At 65.7% G+C, this 21,244-nt stretch carries 17 protein-coding genes; 5 read left to right on the plus strand and 12 right to left on the minus strand.

The features are described 5' to 3' along the window. The first annotated feature begins 39 nt into the window (after positions 1-39). Positions 40-1,428, plus strand: coding sequence for an aspartate aminotransferase family protein (locus FXN65_RS12690; protein ID WP_151133545.1), 1,389 nt, complete (start codon positions 40-42; stop codon positions 1,426-1,428). A 150-nt stretch (positions 1,429-1,578) separates the two neighbouring features. Here FXN65_RS12690 and FXN65_RS12695 read toward each other — a convergent pair whose 3' ends face one another. The 4 genes from FXN65_RS12695 to FXN65_RS12710 form a co-directional block, all read right to left on the minus strand. Beyond that, a complete protein-coding gene (locus tag FXN65_RS12695) occupies positions 1,579-2,763 on the minus strand; it encodes an acetyl-CoA C-acyltransferase (RefSeq protein ID WP_151133546.1) in 1,185 nt (394 codons plus the stop codon). A gap of 25 nt (positions 2,764-2,788) precedes the next feature. Next, entirely contained in the window at positions 2,789-4,135 is a 1,347-nt protein-coding gene (locus FXN65_RS12700) for a DUF1329 domain-containing protein (RefSeq protein WP_151133547.1), read from the minus strand. Between the two features lie 2 nt (positions 4,136-4,137). After that, positions 4,138-6,018, minus strand: a complete 1,881-nt coding sequence (locus FXN65_RS12705; RefSeq protein ID WP_151133548.1) for a DUF1302 domain-containing protein — start codon at positions 6,016-6,018, stop codon at positions 4,138-4,140. 114 nt (positions 6,019-6,132) lie between these two features. Next, a complete protein-coding gene (locus FXN65_RS12710) occupies positions 6,133-7,305 on the minus strand; it encodes a serine hydrolase domain-containing protein (protein WP_244620726.1) in 1,173 nt (390 codons plus the stop codon). A gap of 292 nt (positions 7,306-7,597) precedes the next feature. On the opposite strand from FXN65_RS12710, the gene FXN65_RS12715 reads away from it, so the two are divergent. Both FXN65_RS12715 and FXN65_RS12720 read left to right on the plus strand, forming a co-directional pair. After that, on the plus strand, positions 7,598-8,521 hold the full coding sequence (locus tag FXN65_RS12715; protein ID WP_151133550.1) for a LysR family transcriptional regulator: 924 nt from the start codon (positions 7,598-7,600) through the stop codon (positions 8,519-8,521). A 132-nt stretch (positions 8,522-8,653) separates the two neighbouring features. Further along, positions 8,654-10,624, plus strand: a complete 1,971-nt coding sequence (locus tag FXN65_RS12720) for an alkyl/aryl-sulfatase (protein ID WP_151133551.1) — start codon at positions 8,654-8,656, stop codon at positions 10,622-10,624. Between the two features lie 213 nt (positions 10,625-10,837). Here the strand turns inward: FXN65_RS12720 and FXN65_RS12725 are convergent, their stop codons facing one another. Genes FXN65_RS12725 through FXN65_RS12735 form a run of 3 tightly spaced genes read right to left on the minus strand, consistent with a single transcriptional unit; the run spans position 10,838 to position 13,006 of the window. Further along, positions 10,838-12,229, minus strand: coding sequence for a DUF1254 domain-containing protein (locus tag FXN65_RS12725; RefSeq protein ID WP_151133552.1), 1,392 nt, complete (start codon positions 12,227-12,229; stop codon positions 10,838-10,840). Then, positions 12,220-12,615, minus strand: coding sequence for a DUF202 domain-containing protein (locus FXN65_RS12730; RefSeq protein ID WP_151133553.1), 396 nt, complete (start codon positions 12,613-12,615; stop codon positions 12,220-12,222). Before FXN65_RS12730 ends, FXN65_RS12725 begins: the two co-directional genes overlap by 10 nt. A gap of 1 nt (position 12,616) precedes the next feature. Continuing rightward, a complete protein-coding gene (locus tag FXN65_RS12735; RefSeq protein WP_151133554.1) occupies positions 12,617-13,006 on the minus strand; it encodes a YidH family protein in 390 nt (129 codons plus the stop codon). Positions 13,007-13,276: 270 nt separating this feature from the next. Here FXN65_RS12735 and FXN65_RS12740 point away from each other — a divergent pair, with 270 nt between their 5' ends. Further along, positions 13,277-14,242 (plus strand): LysR family transcriptional regulator, encoded by a 966-nt coding sequence (locus FXN65_RS12740; RefSeq protein ID WP_151133555.1) that lies wholly within the window; start codon positions 13,277-13,279, stop codon positions 14,240-14,242. Here FXN65_RS12740 and FXN65_RS12745 read toward each other — a convergent pair. The 5 genes from FXN65_RS12745 to FXN65_RS12765 all read right to left on the minus strand — a co-directional run bounded on the left by FXN65_RS12745 (position 14,206) and on the right by FXN65_RS12765 (position 19,689). Then, positions 14,206-15,504: an MFS transporter gene (locus FXN65_RS12745; protein WP_151133556.1), complete on the minus strand. Its 1,299-nt coding sequence runs from the start codon at positions 15,502-15,504 to the stop codon at positions 14,206-14,208. The two genes, FXN65_RS12740 and FXN65_RS12745, sit on opposite strands and share 37 nt — an antisense overlap. Positions 15,505-15,572: 68 nt before the next feature. Further along, a complete protein-coding gene (locus FXN65_RS12750) occupies positions 15,573-16,742 on the minus strand; it encodes an acyl-CoA dehydrogenase family protein (protein WP_151133557.1) in 1,170 nt (389 codons plus the stop codon). 18 nt (positions 16,743-16,760) lie between these two features. Continuing rightward, on the minus strand, positions 16,761-18,308 hold the full coding sequence (locus tag FXN65_RS12755; RefSeq protein ID WP_151133558.1) for an AMP-binding protein: 1,548 nt from the start codon (positions 18,306-18,308) through the stop codon (positions 16,761-16,763). A 392-nt stretch (positions 18,309-18,700) separates the two neighbouring features. Beyond that, the gene (gene tnpA, locus FXN65_RS12760; RefSeq protein WP_151133559.1) at positions 18,701-19,006 is read right to left on the minus strand and encodes an IS200/IS605 family transposase; all 306 of its coding nucleotides are present in this window, start codon (positions 19,004-19,006) and stop codon (positions 18,701-18,703) included. A gap of 149 nt (positions 19,007-19,155) precedes the next feature. Then, entirely contained in the window at positions 19,156-19,689 is a 534-nt protein-coding gene (locus tag FXN65_RS12765; RefSeq protein ID WP_151133560.1) for an RrF2 family transcriptional regulator, read from the minus strand. Between the two features lie 332 nt (positions 19,690-20,021). Here FXN65_RS12765 and FXN65_RS12770 point away from each other — a divergent pair, with 332 nt between their 5' ends. Then, a complete protein-coding gene (locus FXN65_RS12770; RefSeq protein WP_151133561.1) occupies positions 20,022-21,224 on the plus strand; it encodes an NAD(P)/FAD-dependent oxidoreductase in 1,203 nt (400 codons plus the stop codon). Positions 21,225-21,244 lie beyond the last annotated feature (20 nt).

The raw sequence follows: 21,244 nt of genomic DNA on the forward strand, positions 1-21,244 counted from the left end.
CGGCGGCGCATCGGAAAACACCAGTCAAGGGTAAGGACAATGCAAGCCACCGCAGAGCAACTGATCACCGGAACCGAGGCGCTCTACAGCTTCGAGGAAAACCCCTTGCTGGAGCGCCAGAAACAGCAGGAATCCAACGCCCGCAGCTACCCGCGACGCATCCCCCTGGCACTCAAGCGCGCCCGTGGCATCCATGTCGAAGACATCGAAGGCCGCACCTTCATCGACTGCCTCGCGGGTGCCGGCACCCTGGCCCTGGGTCACAACCACCCGGTGGTGGTGCAAGCCATCCAGAAGGTGCTGGCCGATGAGCTGCCGCTGCACACCCTGGACCTCACCACGCCGGTGAAGGATGCCTTCGTCCAGGACCTGTTCGCCGTGCTGCCACCGGCTTTCGCCCACAAGGCAAGGATCCAGTTCTGCGGCCCTACCGGCACCGACGCCGTGGAAGCGGCGCTGAAGCTGGTGCGCACCGCCACCGGGCGCGGCACGGTGCTGGCCTTCCAAGGCGGCTACCACGGCATGAGCCAGGGCGCGCTGTCGCTGATGGGCAACCTCGGCCCGAAGAAGGCCATGGGCAGCCTGCTCAGCAACAACGTGCAGTTCCTGCCGTACCCCTATGACTACCGTTGCCCGTTCGGCCTTGGCGGCCAGGCGGGTGTCGAGGTCAACCTGCGCTATATCGAGAACCTGCTGACCGACCCGGAAGGGGGCGTGCTGCCGCCGGCGGCCATCATCGTCGAAGCCGTGCAGGGCGAGGGTGGCGTGATCCCGGCCCAGAGCGCCTGGCTGCGGGGCCTGCGCGAGCTGACGTCGCGCCTCGGCATCGCGCTCATAGTCGATGAAATCCAGAGCGGCTTCGCCCGTACCGGCAAGATGTTCGCCTTCGAGCACGCCAGCATCGATCCCGATGTGGTGGTGCTGTCCAAGGCCATCGGCGGTAGCCTGCCGCTGGCGGTGATGGTCTACCAGGACTGGCTGGACCAATGGAAACCGGGCGCCCACGCCGGCACCTTCCGGGGCAACCAGATGGCCATGGCCGCAGGCTCGGCGGTGATCCGCTACCTCGACCAGGAAAACATCCCGGCCCACGCCGAAACCATGGGCCAGCGCCTGCGCAGCCACCTGAAGAACCTCCAGTCCGACTACCCGCAGCTGGGCGATATCCGTGGCCGTGGCCTGATGCTCGGCGTGGAAGTGGTGGACCCGTCGGGCAATGCCGACCATCTCGGCCATCCGCCGGCGTTCGGCAGGCTGGCGTCATTCATCCAGAACGAGTGCCTCAAGCGCGGCCTGATCCTCGAACTGGGTGGCCGCCATGGCTGCGTGGTGCGCTTCCTGCCGCCGCTGATCATCACCGCGGAACAGATCGACGAAGTGGCCGAGCGCTTTGCCGGTGCCGTGAGGGCAGCGGTGCAGCGGCTCTGACGTGCGACACGTCGCCACTTGTGGGGGTGATTTCATTGACGAAGGAGGCCGCAGGCCTCCCGCAGGTTGGTCAGGGCGAAGCGAAACCCAACACAGCGGAGTTCGACTTCGCACGTTGGGCTTCGTGGCCTCAGCGGTAACGTCAGGCGGTCAGAACACCTCTAACAGGCCGGCGGCGCCCATGCCGCCGCCCACGCACATGGTCACGACGACGTACTTCACGCCACGGCGCTTGCCCTCCAGCAGGGCGTGGCCGACCATCCGCGCGCCGCTCATGCCGTAGGGGTGGCCGATGGCGATGGCGCCGCCGTTGACGTTGTATCGCGCGTTGTCGATGCCCAGCCGGTCGCGGCAGTAGATGGCCTGGCAGGCGAAGGCTTCGTTGAGTTCCCACAGGCCGATATCGTCGACCTTCAGGCCGTGCTGCTTGAGCAGACGGGGCACGGCCAGTACCGGGCCGATGCCCATTTCTTCCGGCGCGAGGCCCACCACCGCCATGCCACGATAGGCCCCCAGCGGCTCCAGGTTGCGCTGTTCGGCGAGGCGGCCGTCCATCAGCACGCAGGCGCTGGCGCCGTCGGACAGCTGGCTGGCGTTGCCGGCGGTGATGCAGCCGCCTTCGATCACCGGTTTGAGCCGGGCCAGGTCCTCGAGAGTGGTCTGCGGACGGTTGCCTTCGTCCTGGGCGAGGGTGACGTCTTCGAAGCTGATGGCGCCGCTGGCCTTGTCGACGATTTGCCGTGTGACCGTGACCGGGACGATTTCGCCCTCGAACAGGCCGGCCCCCTGGGCCGCCGCGGTACGCTGCTGGGATTGCAGGGAGTAGGCGTCCTGGGCCTCACGGCTGATGCCGTAGCGTTCGGCCACCAGTTCGGCGGTCTGCAGCATCGGCAGGTAGGCGTGGGGCACCTGCTTGATGACCTGGGAGTCGTGGTACTCGCCCACCCATTCCATGTGGCGGTTCTGCACCAGGCTGATGTGCTCCTGGCCGGCGCCGATGGTCACGGCCATGCCGTCCACCACGATCTGCTTGGCGGCGGTGGCGATGGCCATCAGGCCCGAGGCGCACTGGCGGTCGAGGGTCTGGCCGCCGACGCTAATCGGCAGGCCGGCGGCCAGCACGCTCATGCGGCCGAGGTTCCAGCCGGCGGTGCCGGCGGGCATGCCGGTGCCCATCACCAGGTCTTCGATTTCTGCAGCGTCGATACCGGCGCGCTCGACGGCGGCGCGGATGGCGAAGGCGGCCATGGTCGGCGCGGTGGTGGCGTTGAAGGCACCGCGGAACGCCTTGCCGATGGGCGTGCGTGCGGTGGAGAGGATGACGGCTTCTTTCATGGGGTATGTTCCGTGAAGGTTGCGATTACTTGCCCAGGCGCTTGAGCTGCGCAGGGGTGAACTCGGCCTTGGAGACTTCCACGCCGTACCGCGCCTTGCTGGTCACTTCGTTGGTCATGTAGTTCACCGCGTAGCGGCCGGAAATCAGGTCGTAAGTGGCTTCTGCCACGGTGAGCGGCAGCTGGATGTCATGCAGCATTGCCAGATGCGACTCGTAGTTGCGCCACAGTTCGCCACGGTTGTCGTACATATCTGCGGCGAGGATCTGCCAGCTGTCCTCGTCCAGGTAGAAACGGCGCTTGCCGTAGACGTGACGGCTGTTCGGTTTGAGAGTGGCCTCCACTACCCACACGCGATGCTTCTCGTAGCGCGCGTGCTCGGGGTTGAGGAAACCGGGTTTGAGCAGGTCGCTGTAGCGCACCTGCTTACTCGCCATGCGGTAGGCGTTGTAGGGCACCAGCATTTCGCGCTTGCCCAGGAGCTTCCAGTCGTAGCGGTCAGGAGCGCCGTTGTAGCCGTCGACGCTGTCGGCCACCACTTGGCCGAAGCTGTAGCGTGCGCTGCTGTCGTAGGCCACGGTGGGTGCGCGTCGAACGCGGCGCTGGCCGGGGTTGTACTGCCAGGCCGAGCGCGGACCGGAAACCTGGTTGATCGGCTCGTGCACCAGGGTCACCTCGCCGGCGTAGCGGGAGGGCGCGGTGGTACGTACGCGGTTGAAGAAGAGCAGGTTCTCACCCGGATCCAGGTCGCTGACCCGCTCGCGGAAGGCGGTCAGACCATCGGAGTTGACCAGGGTGTAGTCGCCCTTTTCCTGCACGGTGGCCGAGGCGAATTGGCGGCGGATGGAACCGCCGCGGTAGCGGGTCAGATGGTTCCACATCACTTCCAGTCCGTCGGTGGGCTGCGGGAAGGGCACGCCGAAGTTGTAGCCATCTAGGCCGTAGCCGGCGTCAGTCAGACTGACCTTGGCCAGGTTGGCGCGGGTCTCGTCGAGGTAGGCCTGGGGCAGGGTGGCGCTGCGATGGCTCGGGTACACGCGCATGCGGTACTCGGGGTAGCGGGCGAACATGCCTTGCTGGCCGGAGCTGAGCTGGTCGCGGTACTGCTCGAGGTTGGCCCGGGTAATCTCGTACAGTGGCTGTTCCGAGGCAAACGGGTCGCTGTAGTCGCCATTGCCGCTGACGGGCGCCGCGCCGGGCTTCATGCCGCCATCCCAGGCAGGGATGCTGCCGTCTGCATTGGCGGCGCGCTCGGCGCCCACCGGGGTGAGTGGGCCGTCCAGGCGCGCGCTGTCGGTTTCCTTGGCCTGCGCCAGGGAGGCGGCGGCCAGCAGGGCGATGGCGAGGGTGAGTTGCTTGAAGGCAAGAGTCATGGTCAGAAGCTCGCTTTGAGGGTGACCGAGGCGAAGTCGCGGTCATCGATGACGGAGAACTCGTTCGAGCCGAAGAAGCTGTTGTAGGCAAGCTCGAGCGAGTAGTCGTTGCGGTAGTCGAAGGTCAGGGCGAGGCCCACGGCCTGCTGGCCTTCCTGGAAGTTGGGGCCGAAGCCCTCAACGTCGTGGCGCCAGTTGATCGAGGGCGTCACCACGGTCGCTGGCAACAGGTCCTCGAAGTTCAGGCCCATGCGCAGGCGGTAGCCCCAGGAGAAGGCGGTCATCACCCCGTGGGTGTTGCAGTGGGTGGCGGCGGCCAGTTCGGCGTCGGTGAGGCCAGCCGGGTTCTGCGTCGAGGGCGTCGAGCAAGGCGTGCCATCGGAGGTAGGCGTGCGTCCGAAGGCGCCGGAGCGGCCGAAGCGCTCGTCCTGCGGGTCCAGGGCGCCGATCCAGTTGGCGCCGGCTTCCAGGGCCCAGGCCAGGCGCTGGGCGCCGAGGACGTTGGACACGGTGTCGGTTGCGCCGAGGCTGAACTGCCAGACCTCCTTGCGCTTGTAGCCGTCTACCCGGCTGCCACGGGATGCGGCGAGCTGTGCGGAGGGCATGGGCATGATCCAGCTGTTGGTCTGGCCGGCGAGCAGGTTGATCAGGTCGGCGGAGTTGAGGTTGAGCGGCATGTTGGGGCGGTAGCTCAGCTCGCCGAACAGCGCGGTGCCACCCACCACGCCGCTGATACTGGTGCCGAACAGGCGGATGTTCTCCGGGTAGGCCGTGAAGTAGTCGCCAGTATTCAGGTTAGCCCCGGGGTTGCCGCTGGAGTTCGGCGCCTGGCGGGCGATCACGCCGGACAGTATCGGTGTGCGGCTGTGGTAGTTGAGGTAATAGAAGCCGAGGTCGGCGTCATTGAGTGATTCGATCAGGTAGTGCATGGCCAGGCCATACTGGCCGGTGTCGCTGGCCCAGTCGGTGGCGGTACGTTGCAGATAGCGCTCGGCGGCTGGGCGCAGCGACGGAGGAGCGTCGAGGACGTTGCTCACGCTGGAGTTGGCGGTGATGGAAATGCCGCCGGCGATCAGCTTGTCGACCTGGCAGCCCTCCTGCAGCGAATCGTTGGAGCTGAAGAAGGTGCCGCAACCCTCCAGCACCGAGGGGCGGAAGTTGTACTGCCAGAAGCCCTCGAAGCTGACAGCGTCGGTCAGGTCGTAGTTGAAACTGACCATCTCCACCGGCAACAGGCCTTCCTTGAGCTCGGTGCCCGGGCGGTTGAACGCCGACACGTCGAGGGGATTGATGGCATTCACCCCGTTCTGCAGGAAAAGCGCCTCGCCCCAGCTCAGGACCTGCTTGCCCAGCTTCACGCTGAGCGGGCGACCGTCCAATTCGAAGTCTTTCCACAAGTAGGCATCGAGCACCTCGAAGCCCTTGAACCGGGCCAGGTCCTGCCAGCCGGAGTCGTCGAACTTGCGAAAGTCGCCGTTGCCGGTCTCCATCGCATGGTCGTACCAGTATTTGAAGCGGATGAAGGCGCCCTGGGAGCCATCGTTGAGATCGAAGTCGCTGAGGCCCTTGAACAGGGTGGAGATGGTGTCACCCTTGTCGAAGTTGAGCTTGCCGTCGTCACCGTTGTAGTTGATGCCGGTGCCGACCTTGCCAATGCTGGTGGCGTCCGCCTTGTTTAGAAGGTGTTTGTCGGCATTCTCCAGCGACCAGCTAGTGCCAAGGGACAGGGTGGTGTTGCTGGCCAGGCTCCAGTCGTTGTTCAACTGCCAGGTGGCGGCCTGGGATATAGGGCCAACGGTGGCAAGGGCGATCCCCAGGGCCATGGCCGTAGGGCGGAAGGCGCGCTGGAGGGGGGAGCGGTTGGGCGAGGTCGTGCGGTTCATGAAACCCTCTCGTTGTTGTTGTCGGGTCGTTGCGCCTGGGACGGTTTCGCGGGCAATGCGCTGCCCGGACCGCGCAGTCGCCTGCGCAGCCGTTTCCCTGACTTTGGATGTCGCTTAGTGCGGCAGCTGGTCCAGCAGTGCGCTGACCAGGTTGTTGAAGGTGGCGGCCGAATCCATGGCACGGGTGCCGGAGCGGTCCTCGCCGCCGGCGCTGCTGGCGCGCCGGGCCTGGTCGGGGGTGGACGCCAGCTTGACGATCACCAGCTCGCGTCCGGGGTTGATGTAGATCTTCTGGCCGAAGCGACCGCTGGCCTCGATGGAGCCGTCACCGTCGTTCTTCTGGAACCAGTAGTTGCGGTAGGCGTAGCCCGGGCGTCCCGGGGCAAGGTTGCCGCGGGCGAAGACCGCCGCGTCGCCGGACTCGAAGAGGCTGTGTACCGCCCGGTTGAAACTGTCATCCGAGGCCTTGCTGGCCAGTTCGCGGCGTACCAGCTCGGCAAAGCGCGCGGTGTCCCGCAGGTTGCCGCTGATGCCGCCGCTGGCCATCTCGGTGCCCAATTGGTCCACTTGGACGTAGGCGTCCTCCTCGGCGAAGCGCGACCAGATGCGCTCTTCCACCAGTTCCGCCCAAGTCTTCCCGGATATACGCCGCAACGCCCAGGCCAGGGCTTCGGGCGAGCCGTTCTGGTAGAAGAACGGCGGTTCGGAGGTGGCGTCGCCAGCGGGTTGCGCCATCTTCAGGAAGCTGTAGATGTCTTCCGGCATACCCGGCTGGCGCGGGATCAGGCCGGTTGCGGCAAAGAGGCCGAGGTCTGGCGGCACCTTCTCCGGGTACGCCACCGCGACGCGCATGTCGAGATTCGCGCGAACGCTGCTCTCGCCGAAGGGCGTGCCTTCCAGTTCCTGCACGTAGCTAGCCAGCCGTGCTTCCGGGTCGAGCTTGCCCTCGGCGATGAACTGCGCTGCTAGCAGACCCGTGACCGACTTCGTCATGGAGGCCCATATATGCGGCTGGCGGTCGCCGAAACCATCCAGGTAGCGCTCGTAGACCACGTTACCTCGGTGCAGGACGATCATGCCGTCGGTGACCGTCTCCTGCAGATAGCGTTCTAGCGTGAGGCTTTCCTCGCCCGCGTTGAACCTTAGCGTGCCAAGGTTTAGCGGCTGACCGGCGGGCAACGGCAGAGGGGCGCGTGCCCGGGCGAGGTTGCGGGTGGACGATACCTCGCGAGCGTGGGTCATGGTCCAGCGCAGGTAGGTGGGCAGGAAGGCGTTGACTTTATTCACGCGGAGCTCCGGGGCAGGGGGGAAGCCTTGCATGACGCCGACGCTGGGCGCCGCAGGGAACGCCTGTGCTGGCAGAAGGGCAGTGCCGAGCAGCAGGCTGGCGCTCAGCAGCAGACCGGAGGCGCGACGCTGGCGCGAAGGCGAGGCCAGGGTAGGAAAAGTGCATGGAGTCATTGTTGTTATCCCATTGAGGCGGGTTCGGGCCAGGGGCCTCTTTTCCGGATGCTATGCAGGGCCAGGCATAGATACAATGAACTACTTCGTAAATAGTCATAACCAAGAGGAATGCCATTTGGATACTCGCGATCTCGAATATGTCGTCGGGGTGCGCCAGGCCGGCTCCATCGGCAAGGCCGCCGAGGCCCTCGGCATTTCCCAGCCAGCGCTGACCAAGGCGGTGCGCCGGGTCGAGGAACAACTGGGTCTACAGCTGTTCGAACGGGTGCCCCAGGGAATGCGCCCGACGCAGGCTGGCGAGTTGTTCCTGGAGCGCGCGCAGAAACTGCGGCGCGACTACGATGACGCCATGGCGGAAATGCGCAGCCTGCTCACCGGGGAGCAGGGCATGGTGCGCATCGGCTATTCGCTGACCTTTCCCGATGAACTGCTGCACACCGCCTGCAAGCGCCTGCTCCGCGAACGCCCCGCGGCCAAGCTCAAACTCTGCTGCCGGATGGCCCAGGAACTGCTGAGTGCCTTGCGCGCCGGGGACCTGGATATCGTCTTCGTGCCGATCCAGGCTTCCGAACCGGATCTGGACATTCAGCCGCTGTATCAGGACCGGCTGGTGGTGGCGGCCGATGCGGGCCACCCGCTCTGCAGCCGCGAGAAGCTGCGTCTTGACGACCTGGTGGGTGAGGATTGGGCCCTCCCGGCCGGGCACATCACTGTACGGATCATGCTCGATGAGGCGTTTCGTCGGCGCGGACTGCCTCCTCCCTCGACCCGGGTGGAGGCGGATTTCAGTAGCCCCAACGCCTACCAGCTGATTGTCGGCAGTCGCATGTTGACCCTGGCGCGCTTCAGCCGGGAATTCCTCGATACCGGCATGGCGGCGCTAGACCTGGCGCCGGGGGAGATGGATCTGGACCGGCACATCGGCATGGTGACCCGCACCAACGGTTTCCTCTCGCCGGTTTGCTGCCGGGCGATCGAGTTGTTCCAGGAGGAAATTTCGAAGGGCAACTTCGGCCTCGGGGTGATGTACCCGGACTGACCCAGCCCGAGCCATGCAATCGCGTTATGGCTGGCATGCGCCTCTGGTATTGGCCTGGCGCGGGCTGCCTCCCTAGAGTCGCCACGGGCCTTTGCGTCCGCCCATTCCAACAAGACCAGAGCGATCCCCTGCATGCCTAGTTTCCGCCTCAGCGCCATTCTCCTCGCGCTCATTGCCTCGGGCGCCGTCCAGGCCGAGCTGCCCACTCCCGGCAAGCCCGCCACCGCCATCACAAGCAACCTCAACCAGGCCTGGCTGCAGCGCTTGCCGTTCGAGGACAAGGCCGACTTCGCCAACGCCAGGCGTGGCCTGATCGAGGCCTTCGACGGGGTGGTGAAGAACGCCCAGGGCCAGCCGGTCTGGGACCGCGCGGCCTACAACTTCCTCGACGCCAACCAGGCGCCGGCCAGCGTCAATCCGAGCCTCTGGCGCATCGCCCAGTTGAACAACCTCGCGGGTCTGTTCGAAGTACGCGAGCGCATCTACCAGGTTCGCGGAATGGACCTGTCGAACATGACCATCATCGAGGGCGACAACGGCCTGATCCTGATCGACCCGCTGATAAGCACCGAAACCGCCCGCGCCGGACTTGAACTCTACTACCGACATCGCCCGCGCAAGCCGGTACTGGCAGTGATCTATAGCCACTCCCACGTCGACCACTTCGGCGGTGTGCGCGGGGTGATCGACGAAGCCGACGTGAAGGCCGGCAAGGTGCGGGTGTTTGCTCCCGAAGGCTTCTACGAGCACGCCGTCAGCGAGAATGTGCTGGCGGGTCCGGCGATGATGCGTCGCGCCCAGTACATGTACGGTTCGCTGCTGCCACGGGGCGAGCGCGGCCAGGTAGACGCCGGTCTCGGCAAGGGCACTCCGGTCAACGCCAGCGTCACCCTGATTGCGCCCACCGACCTGATTCGCGAACCCCTGGAAACCCGCAGCATCGACGGTGTCGAGATCAAGTTCCAGCTCACGCCGGGTACCGAGGCTCCGGCGGAAATGAACCTGTATTTCCCACAGTTCAGGACGCTGTGCATGGCCGAGAACGCCACCCATACCCAGCACAACGTCCTCACCCTGCGCGGTGCCCTGGTGCGCGACGCCAAGGTCTGGGCACAGTATCTGGATGACGCGCTGGTGCGGTTCGGCGAGCAGGCCGAGGTACTGTTCGCCCAGCACCACTGGCCCACGTGGGGTGGCGAGGCAATTCGTGAATACCTGGCCGACCAGCGTGACATGTACGCCTTCCTCGATAGCCAGACCCTGCGCCTGATCAACCAGGGGGCGACCCCCACCGAGATCGCCGCGCAGCTGAGCTCGCTGCCGCCGCGCCTTGCTGGCAAGTGGTACAGCCGCGACTACTACGGCTCCCTCAGCCACAACGTGCGCGCCGTTTACCAGCGGTACATGGGCTTCTACGATGGCAACCCGGCAAACCTCGACCCACTGCCGCCGGTGCAGGCCGGGCAACGCTACGTGTTGGCCATGGGCGGCGCCGATGCCGTGCTGGCGACGGCGCGCGAGGCCTTCGCGGCGGGCGACTACCGCTGGGCGGCGCAGTTGCTCAACCACCTGGTGTTCGCCGAGCCTGACAACAAGGCTGCCCGCGACCTGCAGGCCGACACCCTGGAGCAGTTGGGCTACCAGAGCGAGAACGCCACCTGGCGCAACGTCTACCTCAGTGGCGCACTGGAACTGCGCGAGGGCGTGGCACAAGCCAAGGCACACAAGAGCGCCGCGCCGGATATGATCCGAGCGCTAACCCCCGGCATGTTCTTCGATTACTTGGCGGTGCGCATCGACGCCATGCAGGCCGCCGACGAGGACCTGCTGATCAACTGGCGTTTCACCGACCTCGAAGAGGACTACGCGCTAACCCTGCGCAACGGCGTACTCACCTACCGCACCGGCATGCGTCACGCCAAGGCCGACGTGAACCTCCGCATGAGCAAGGCGCTGCTGGACAGCATCGCCCTCAAGGAGACCGGTTTCCTCAAGGAATCCACCATCGGCGGCATCGATATCGAGGGCGGGCGCATAAAGCTGCTGAAACTGCTGGCCGGCCTGGACGAGCCGAACCCGCAGTTCAACCTGGTCGAGCCTTGAACAGGTCGGAGCAGGCTGGCAAATCGTAGGTCCTGTGTTCGTGCGCCAGCTTGTTGGCCGGCTCAGGGTGGATGTCGCTTTTCACATCCACCAACGGAACCCGCCAGCACTCCGGGAGGTGGACCGGTGAGGGTGCTCCACCCCATGGGTTGAGCGGCGCGATACCCGTCAGGGCCGGGTACCACGCCCCGAGGACGTGGTCGCCCAGCGCTCTCACTGAACCAGGCGGATCTGCGGCGGTAGCCATTGCCGCTGGAGCGCCTCGGGCTGCGGCCAATAGAGCCGCAGGAACAGGTTGAAGCGGCCATCCGGCGCGGGCAGCCAGTTTGCGCGCAACTGCTCGTCGTCCGGCGGTTGCCGCTGCACCAGCAGGTCCAGGGAACCGTCGGCGTTGTAGCGCAACGGATCGCGGTCGCCCAGTGCGTAGCGGTCGAGGGGGTTGGCGGACAGCAGCTGGCGGTCGTTGTACAGGGTCAGCGACCAGAAGGCGCGGGCCGGCGGCAGCTGGTCCTTGGCGAAATGCAGCAGGTAGCGCTTGTCGCCGCGCAGTGTCTGGCCCTGCGGGTCCTGGTGCAGGTTGGGGTAGATGGCGTCTTCCGGCGAGTTGGCGCCGAGGCCGAGCTTGGCCACCAGGGCGCGTTGCTGGTAGCGGGTGCCGTACTCACCCAATTCGTAGCCGATTCGCCAGCCATTGAAGGTGGGGCGCTTGCCGAGGAGTCGCTGGCTGTCCTCCAGTTCGGCCACGACCTTGCGATAGCCGAAGAAGCTGCCCAGGCGCTGCAGGGGCGATTGCTCCAGGCTGCAATCCGCGTCGAGCAGGCCCGCCGCCGCAATGCGTCGGAGCATGGTCTCGTCCTCGGCGCGGGGCGGGTTGTCCCGCAGCAGGCGGCAGAAGCTGCCGAAGAAGTCTTCACGGCTCCAACCGGCCAACTGCTTGTCCGGCCCGCGCGCCGGGTCCAGCGGCGGCAGTTCGACCATGCCGGCGGGAGCCGAGGTGCGGGGCGCCCCTTGCCAGACACTCAGCGGCATCAGCTGGAATTGGTCCTGCAGGGTATGGACCTCGGCGTAATCCCGCGGCCCGGCGGAGCGGATGCGGCCGATCATCCAGGCCATCTCCGTGGGGATACGCAGCAGCTGCATGCCCTCGGGAAGCTGCCCCTTCCAGGACGGCCCGGCGACCAGGAAGATGCCGCCGCCGGAGCCGATGGTACGGGTGCCGGGACTGGCCACCACATTGGTCCAGGCATCCATGATCGGCATCATGTAGTAGCGCTCGCCGGTTGGCGGGATGCTCATAACCACTGGCTCCTGGCGCAGGTCGAAGTGGGCGATGCTGTAAAGCGTATCGACGTTGGGCGACACCACACTGTTGAAGCTCGCGTCGGGGAACCGGCGGCTATGGCGGAAGCCGTTGATGGCGGTGGTCCCGAGCAAAGCCTGATGCTGTCTGGTCAGTTCCATCAGCACCAGTGGATAGGCGAACAGGTATGCCTGGGCGGTCTCCCGGCCCTGTTCCACCACCTGTAGGGCAGAAACCGTAAGGCCCGCCGCCAGGGCGGTAGCACCCAGCCCGAGGCGCCAGCGCAATTTCCTCGTCAACGCCATGGCAAGCCCTCCCGCAATTGGCGGGTCAGGCATGGCGAACTCTGCGCGATCATTGTTGTTCTCCTGGTTGCAGTGTCGAAATGAGCGGATCGCCCGTTGGATGCCAGATCGGCAAGGGCGACCAGCGCCAGGGCCAGCGACGCCAGGCCGGTGGCCAGCACCATGCCCGGCCGCGCGTGGCCGCGCTCTTCCCGCAGCATCGCCAGGCTGCGTTGGTAGCGTCGGCGCTGGCCCAGCCACGGCACCGCCGCAGTGGCCAGGGCGAGGACGGCCAGCAGCGGCGACTGGCCGCGCAGGGCCAGGCAGGCGATCACCAGCAGCGACAGCTGGGTGCGACGCCAGGCCAGTTCGGTGCGCTCGGCCTGTAGGCCGGGATCGGGGACCATTTCAGAATCCCCAGCGCGGCAGGAACAGCCAGGCCATGACCAGTGCGGCCACCACGCAGCCCAGGGCCAGCAGTGGCACCAGAGGCGGCAGGGGCAGGGCTCGGCGATGCCGCAGGGCGCGTTCCACCGACAGCCAGCGCAGGCAGGCTCCGACGCTGACGAGGAGACTGAGGGACAGTAGGCAGAGGGTGATGACCAGCCGCAACGCGGGTTCGAAGGCGTGGCCCGCGAAGGTCTCGATGGCGATGCCGCCACCCAGCAGGGCCAAGGCGGTACGCACCCAGGCAAGGAAGGTGCGCTCGTTGGCCAAGGTGAAGCGCGGGTCCGGCTCCTCGCCCCCCAGCAGCTTGCGGGCCAGCGCTGGGCGCCCGGTCGTTTGCGGCAGGCTCATTGCACGAAACTCTTCACTGGGGCCTCTCATCGTCTAGTGAAATCTGGTCGTCCCACGGAGCGTCGAAGGCGCTGCATTCGGCGAAATGGGTGGGAGATATTCGAATATCTGATAGCCATGCTGTGTCGGGGATTACCGGACCTATCCAGTGTTTTGCGGATACTCCCTCTGCATGGGATTTTCAGGGATACTAGGCGGCCTCCGAAACGCCCCACAAATAGCGTCTTCGGATAGTTGCCATATCAGTTCGGCATAGCCAGAGAGACGTGCATGACCCTCAAGCAGCTCCGTTACCTGATCGCCATCGCTGAGGCCGGCAGCTTCTCCGCGGCGGCCCGCCGGGCCTTCATTGCCCAGCCCGCCCTGAGCCGACAGATCGGCCTGCTGGAGAGCGAACTGGAAATCCAGCTGCTGGAGCGCCAGCACGACGGAGTGGCGTTGACCGACGCGGGGCGCCGGCTTTACGAAGTGGCCCGCTCGGTGGTGCAGAAGCTCGATTCGGTGAAGGACGAACTGGCCTCCACCCGTGGCGATCCCAAGGGCCATGTGGCTATTTCCATTCCGGCCACCGCCTCGGCGCTGTTGTTGCCGCAGATCATCGCGCGGGCCGCCGAGAAATTTCCCAGCATCAATCTGACGGTGTGGGATGGCCTGACCCGCGAGGGTGGCCAGGCCATCGAGCTCGGCAAGGTGGACTTCGGTGTGGTGCCCAATGCCGAGGAGCTGGAACATGTGGCCGCCGAGCCGGTGTTCACCGAAGACCTCTACTGGGTGGGGCAGGCGTCAGAGAGCGAAGGCCCAATCAGCCTGGCTGAGGCGGGGGCGACGCGCCTGGTAATGGCGCCCCGGACCCTGCACCTGCGCCGCCGCATCGAGCAGGCGGCGATGGAAGCCGGGGTTGTGCTCAACGTCGTCTATGAACAGCAGTCGGCGCCGGGCATCGCCAGTCTGGTGCGCGGTGGCCTGGCGGCGACCATCAGTAACTGGCCGCCGCTGGAGGGGCACTTCGAGCCCACCGCCGCGCGGCTGATTGTCGAGCCGCGCATCACTCGCACCGTGTCCATCGCCCATTCGGTGCACAAGCCGCTGTCCTTTGCCGCCTCCTGCATGCGCGAGCTGGTGCACGGGCTGCTGCTGGAGGCGGTTCGCGAGGGCCGCTGGCGTGGCAGCCTCATTGAGCGCGGCTCGGAGGAAGAGTCTCAGGCGCTCGAGCAGGCGTCGCCGGCCTCGACCTGAGCCAGGCGCTCACGGGAGCGCTGCGGGTTCATCGCCAGCAGGCCGATCAGGCCAGCCGTCACCAGTACCCCGCCGCAGACCAGGAAGCCTTGGGCGTAGCCCTGCGGATGGTCCGCTCCGGCGCCGTGCACCAGCAGGCCGGTGACGATCGGCGCCGAGAGACCGGCCAGGGAGGCCACCGCGTTGCCGAGGGCGAGGATGCCGCCGCGCTGGCTGCTGGGGGTGAACTCCGCCAGCATCGCCGGCCCCACCGAATACATCACCAGCGCGAGGCCACCGCTCAGGGTCAGGGCGATGATGCGGGTGGTTACCGACAGCTCCGGAAGGATCAGCGAAGCCGACAGCAGACCGCTGGCCACCAGGCACACCGAAACGAAGGCGCCGCGTGCCAGCCGCGAAGGCAGCCCGCGCAGTAGCAGGCGCTGGGACATCCAGGCCATGAACAGGCTGAGGGGCGTGGTCACCACCACGAACAGCACGAACATCCGCCCGGTGCTCAGCGGGTCCATGCCCAGGCCGATTTCCAGGTAGCTGGGTACCCAGGTCAGAGTCAGCGCCAAGGACCAGTTGGCGGCGAAGTGGCAGGCATAGTTGCCGAGCACGCTGGGGTCGCTCAGCAGGCGGCGGTAAGGCAGGCGCGTGGCGTCGGCCTTGAGCTGGCCGGCGCGCAGGTTGTCCAGGGTACCTTCGCGGCCCAGCAGCATCCACAGCGCGCACCAGACCAGGCCGATGGCCGCGAGCACCGCGAAGTTGGTCCGCCAGCCGTAGTTGAGGCTGATCCAGGGGATCATCGCCCCGGCTAGCAGCAGGCCCATGGCGCTGCCGGAGTGGAGCAGGGCCACCGGTAGGCTGCGGCGGTCGTCAGGGAACCACTTGTAGATGGCGTGGGTGGCCACCGGGGAGGCGGGGCCCTCGCCGATTCCCAGCAGCACTCGGCAGGCGACGATCATCCAGAGCGAGCTGACGAACAGCATGGGCAGCTGGATCAGGGCCCAGAAGAGCCCCATCCCCAGCAGCAGGGTCCGGGTCGGCCGGCGGTTGGCAAGGAAGCCACCCACCACTGCGGAAATGGCGAACAGCCAGTGCAGCGCGCCGCCGATCAGGCCGAATTCGGTGGGGGAAAGGCCGAGTTCCTGGGTCATGGGTACCGCGACCAGGCCGATGACGACCTTGTCGAGGAAGTTCACCAGCATCATGAAGGCCAGCAGGAAGGCTATCGTCCAGGCCGTGGCCGGACGGAAGGCAGCGTCTTCGCGAGTCATGGGGGCATCTCTGAATCTTGTTGTTATCAAAAAATGGGCCCGTCCCGCGAGGAGGACGGGCCTGCGCATCAGCCCTGGCCGGGCATCAGTACGCCCTTGGCGATGGTGTTGCGCTGGATCTCGCTGGTTCCCGTGAGGATTCGCATCATACGGGTTGCGCGGAAGATCCACTCCACCGGATGTCCCTTGATCAGACCCGCGCCGCCGTGGACCTGCACTGCCTTGTCGGCGATGCGGAAGGCGGTCTCCGATGCATACAGCTTGCACATAGGGGCCTGGACCTTGATGTCGCCGCCGGCGTCGTTGTTGGCGGCGGTGGCGTACATCATGCTGCGCGCCGCGTAGAGCTCGGTGGCCATGTCGGCGATCATGTGGTTCACCGCCTGGAACATGGCGATGGGCTGGCCGAACTGCTTGCGGGTGCGGGCGTGTTCGACGGACAGCTTCAGCGACAGGCCCGCCATGCCCAGCATGGTCGGGCAGTGAAGCAGACGGTTAAGGGTGATCCGGCCCATGGCCAGCTTGAAGCCGGCGCCTTCTTCGCCGATGCGGTTCTCTACCGGGACCCGGACTTCGTCCAGAAGGATGTCGCCGTGGCTGCCGCCGCCGGACATCACCGCGTAGTCGGTCTCGACGCGCACGCCGGGCGCGGTCAGGTCGACGAAGAACGCCGAAATGCCCTGGGCGCCACGGCCCGGTTCGGTCACTGCCAGCAGCACCGCGATGTCGGCATAGGGCGCGCCGGAGATGTAGCGCTTGCCGCCATTGAGCACGTAGTGGTTGCCTTCGCGGCGGGCGCGGGTCTGAATGGCCGTGGCGTCGGAGCCGGCCTCGACCTCGGTCAGGGCGAAGCACACCGTGCGCTCGGCGCGGCACACGGGCTGCAGGAAGTGCTCGATCTGGTAAGCGCTGGCGACCTTGAACAGGTGGCCTACCCGGGGCGGGCCGGACAGCTCGCCGAGCACGTGGGGGGCCAGCACCGAGCCGGTGAGCACCGTGGCTTCCTTCACCGCGCAGAGGTCGGCGACCCCGAGGCCGCCGCCGCCCAGCGGAGCCGGCAGCATGACGTTGTAGAAACCCAGCTCGCAGGAGCGTTTCCACACGTCACTCAGCAGCGGCTTGGGATGGGGCTCGCCCCAGGTCAGGCCCTCGCGACGTTCCAGGGGCAGGATTTCGTCTCGGATGAAGCCCTCGATGGCGCCGATGATGTCGCGGGTCTTCTCGCTTGGTTGGAACATGCTGCAAATCTCCTCTGCTCAGATGCGGCGCTCTTGGCCCTTCCAGTACGCGTCGCGTATCAGGCGACGCACCACCTTGCCGTTAGGGTTCTTCGGCAGCTCGGCGACGAAGTCCACTGCGCGCGGCTTCTTGAATCCGGCCAGGGTGCGCCCGCAGTGGTCGATGATGTCCTCGGCGCTGAGCTGTTCGCCCGGCTTGAGCACCACCACGGCGCGCACGGCCTCGCCCCATTGCTCGTCGGGTACGCCCACCACTGCCGCCTCGAATACCTGCGGCAGGCTGTAGAGCACCTGCTCCACTTCCGTCGGATAGATGTTGAAACCGCCGGAGATGATCATTTCCTTCTTGCGGTCGACGATGAACACGTAGCCGCGCTCGTCCACCGTGGCCAGGTCCCCGGTGAGGTAGTAGCCGTCGCGCATCACCTCGGCGGTCAGCTCCGGGGCCTGCCAGTAGCCCTTCATGATGTCCGGGCCCTTGACCACGATCTCGCCGATCTCCCCGGGGCGCACATCCACGAAGTCCTCGTTCACCACCCGCAGGTCGGTTTCGAAGTAGCAGCGTCCGCAGGAGGCCAGGCGACCTTCCTCGCCGTCTTCGACCAAGTGATCCTGTTCGGTGAGCACCGTTACCAGGGAGCAGGTCTCGCCGGCGCCGTAACCCTGGGCGAGGATCGGTCCGAACACCTCGATGGCGCGCTTGACCAGAGCCGGGGCCATGGGCGCGGCGCCGTACATCACCAGGCGCAGGCTGCCCAGGTCGTAGTCCTCGACACCGGGTAAATTCACCAGGCGGTTGATCATCGCCGGCACCAGGAACAGTCGGGTGACCCGCTCGCGCTGGATGATCTCCAGCAGCAGGCGGTCGTCATAGCGCTCCAGCAGCAGGTTGCAGGCGCCCACTGCCAGCAGCGGCATGATCTGCATGCCACTGGCATGGGTAATCGGCCCGACATGGGCCATGACGTCGCCGGGCGCGGCGCGGCGGGTGGGGCTGGCGATGCTCTTGCGGATCAGTGCCTTGCGGTTGCCGAAGGAGAGCATCGCGGCCTTGAGCACGCCGGAGCTGCCGGAGGTGTAGTGCAGCACCGCCAACTGGTCGTCGGCGGGATCGCCATTCACCGGTACCTCGTTGCCGCGCTCCAGTATCCCGAGGTAAGGCATCTCGCCTTCGTCGTTATCGAGGGAAATGATGAAGCGCAGTCGCGGCGCTTCCGCGCGTCGGGCGTGGAGAGCAGCGGCGAAGCGGCCATCGGCGATGACCGCCTGGCTATGGGAATCGTTAAGCACCTGGAGGACTTCATCCAGGGACAGGCGGGCATTGATCGGGACCTTGACCATGCCCGCCTTGTAGAAGGCGATTTCCGCTTCCACCAACTCGACCCGGTTCAACGCCAGGATGGCCACGTGTGCCCCCTCGGTGAGACCGATCGCGGCAAGTCCAGAGGCCAGCCGATTGGTGCGTCTTTCCAGCTCCAAGAAGGTGACGCGCTGGCGAGCGTCGACAAGCGCCTCATGCTCCGGCCAGTAGAGCGCGCTTCGGCTGATGATCTTTCCTAGGTTCATTTTTGTTCTCATCGGCAGGACAACTGTGGCCGATGCTAGCCAAGCGAAATCTCCGGGAACTAATACAACAGTACGATGCGCGCCATGCCGATATGGAATGGCCGGCGCAGGAAGAGGGCAGCCAAGCAGCCGCGAGGGGCTTGAATGGCGAACCTGCGGTCCGCTTGGCGATTGAAATCGCCCCTACAGGTTTTGCGCCGATCATGGCTTTGGCTTGTGGGAGCGAATTCATTCGCGAAGGAGGCCGCGGGCCGCTCGCAGGTTGGGCTTCGCGGGCTCAGCCGCAGGCTACGGACATGGCGAGTAAACATCCACGTTCGTAGAACGTGGACTTGCATTTGGCCCCCTAGAAGGGGGCACGGCCAGCCCTCAAAGAAGGCTGGCCGTCCGTATCAAGCCACAGTTCCGTGTAAAGCCAGTTCGAGACGCACCTGACGGTGCTCCTCTTTCTCCTGATACTTCACATATTTGCGGATCATCTCCGCATCTATCCCAACCGTATCCACGCAGTAACCTTTGGCCCAGAAATGGTTGCCCCAGTAAGGCTTCTGCTTCAGGTGTGGGAAACGCGTAAACACTCGCAACGCGCTCTTGCCCTTGATCGTGCCCATCAGCTGTGACACCGAGATCTTCGGCACCCAAACAATGTGGTACTGGCAGCGCCAAATAACGTGCGATAGCTTCTCAAACCGGCTCATGTTTCTTCCTTTGGTTGGTTGTGGGGACAACTCAACCGAGGACTAAACATGAGCCTCCTCAAATCGTCACAGGCAGCGCCGGTGACTCATGACCACGTCCTAAGAACGTGGCTTCCCGAGTTCAAATGAATCAGCCGCCAGCCGAAGTCTCAGAGCGGCCCTATTTCCACCTTGCCGTCGTGGCGGTCGTTCATCCAGCGCAGCACCTGTTCGCCGAATTCGGGCGGGGCCTTGCGTGCGACGCGGCGGACCAGGTCGAGCACGGTCTGTTGGGCGAGGGCTTCTTCCATGCGTTGCTGCGCCTGCAGCATCACAGCGTGAATGGCACAGGGGTCGGCGACGGCCCAGTTCGGCGCGGGGCAATCGCTCCCGAAGATCGCGCAGCGCTCGCGTACTCCCCGGCATTCGAAAATCTGCTTGTCGCCGTCGATGGCACGGACGATGTCCAGCACCGTGATCTCGTCGGCTGGCCGCGCCAGGCGGAAACCGCCGCGCACGCCTTCGGTGGCCGCCACCAGTCCTGCCTTGGCCAGGCGGGTGAACACCTTGGCCAGCAGTTCCGGCGGCACGCCCTGCAGTTCGGCCAGGGCGCGCACGCTGGCTTCGCGGCCATTGCCTTTTTCATCTGCGAGATAGAGGAGGCAGTGGATTCCGTACTCCACGCCTGCGCTGTACAACGCCATGGTTAACTCCGACTAAGTGTGTCGCCGTTGTGGCGGCCTTTCTCTATTGCGTTTCCTGTGTCACCAGCTTCGCAGCGGAAGCTTTCCTTCACTTCAGACGCCCCAATGCTAAAGGATTTAAGCCTTGACGCCGATATTTGTCGCCGTTTGAAGGGCATGATGGCGACGAGCGGCATGACCCGGCAAGAAAAAATGCTTGCCGAAAATAACTACGACAAATAGAGTCGCAGTTATCCGGAGTGGATAGGGGCGATGACCTCACCCCCCCCGGTCTATGACGCTCGGGTGTAGCCGCCCGGAACAACCTCGCTTTTCGCCTTGTGGAGAGAATTATGAAACAACGCATCCTGATCGTCGGCGCCGGCTTCGGTGGTATGTGGAGCGCCCTGAGTGCGACTCGCCTGCTGGACCAGCATGGCCGCAATGACGTCGAAGTGGTGGTGCTCGCACCCCAGGCCGAGCTGCGCGTACGTCCGCGCTTCTATGAGCCCGAAGTGCACAAGATGGTGGCGCCGCTGGGCGACCTGTTCGACGCGGTGGGCGTGACCTTCATCAAGGGCTTCGCTGAGCGCATCGACGTGGAAGGCAAGCGCGTGGGCTATCGCAATGCCGCAGGCGAGTTCGCCGAGCTGGCCTACGACCGCCTGGTACTGGCTTCCGGCAGCCAGGTGGTTCGCCCGGCGATGGCCGGTATCGAGCATGCCTTCGACGTGGACAACCTCGAAGAAGCCGTGCGCCTGGAGCGCCACCTGAACGCTCTGGCGGAGCGCCCTGCAACCGCCAGCCGTAACACCGTGGTCGTGGCCGGTGGCGGCTTCACCGGTATCGAAACCGCCGCTGAAATGCCGGCCCGCCTGCGTGCGGTACTGGGTGATGACGCGGACGTGCGGGTGATCGTGGTCGACCGTGGCCACCAGATCGGTGCTGCCCTGGGCGAGGGGCCGCGTGCCGCCATTGCCGAGGCGTCCGCCGAACTGGGTATCGAATGGCGCCTGAACAGTGGCGTGGCCTCGGTAGATGCCGCCGGCGTGACCCTGGCCAACGGCGAGCGCATCGAGGCGGATACCGTGGTCTGGACCGTCGGCGTGCGTGCCCACCCGCTGACCGAGCAGGTCCCGGCCGAGCGTGACGCCCAGGGCCGCCTCCACGTCGACGCCAATCTGCAGGTGCATGGGCATGACGGCGTATTCGCCACCGGCGACGTCGCCCGCGCGGCATGCGACGACCAGGGCAACCATGCGTTGATGTCCTGCCAGCATGCGATCGCCCTGGGCCGCTCCGCCGGCAACAACGTGGCGGCCAGCCTGCTGGGCGTGTCACCGATCCCCTACAGCCAGCCCAAGTACGTTACCTGCCTGGACCTCGGTGCCTGGGGGGCCGTGTTCACCGAAGGCTGGGACCGTCAGATCAAGTTCGAGCGTCAGGAAGGCAAGTCCATCAAGCAGCAGATCAACTCCGTGTGGATCTACCCGCCGGCGGCTGATCGCGCCACCGCACTGGCTGCCGCCGACCCGCTGATCCCGGTCGTCGCCTGACATCCCCAATCGCTAGCCCA

It is taken from the genome of Pseudomonas lalkuanensis (assembly GCF_008807375.1).
GTDB classification, from domain to species: domain Bacteria; phylum Pseudomonadota; class Gammaproteobacteria; order Pseudomonadales; family Pseudomonadaceae; genus Metapseudomonas; species Metapseudomonas lalkuanensis.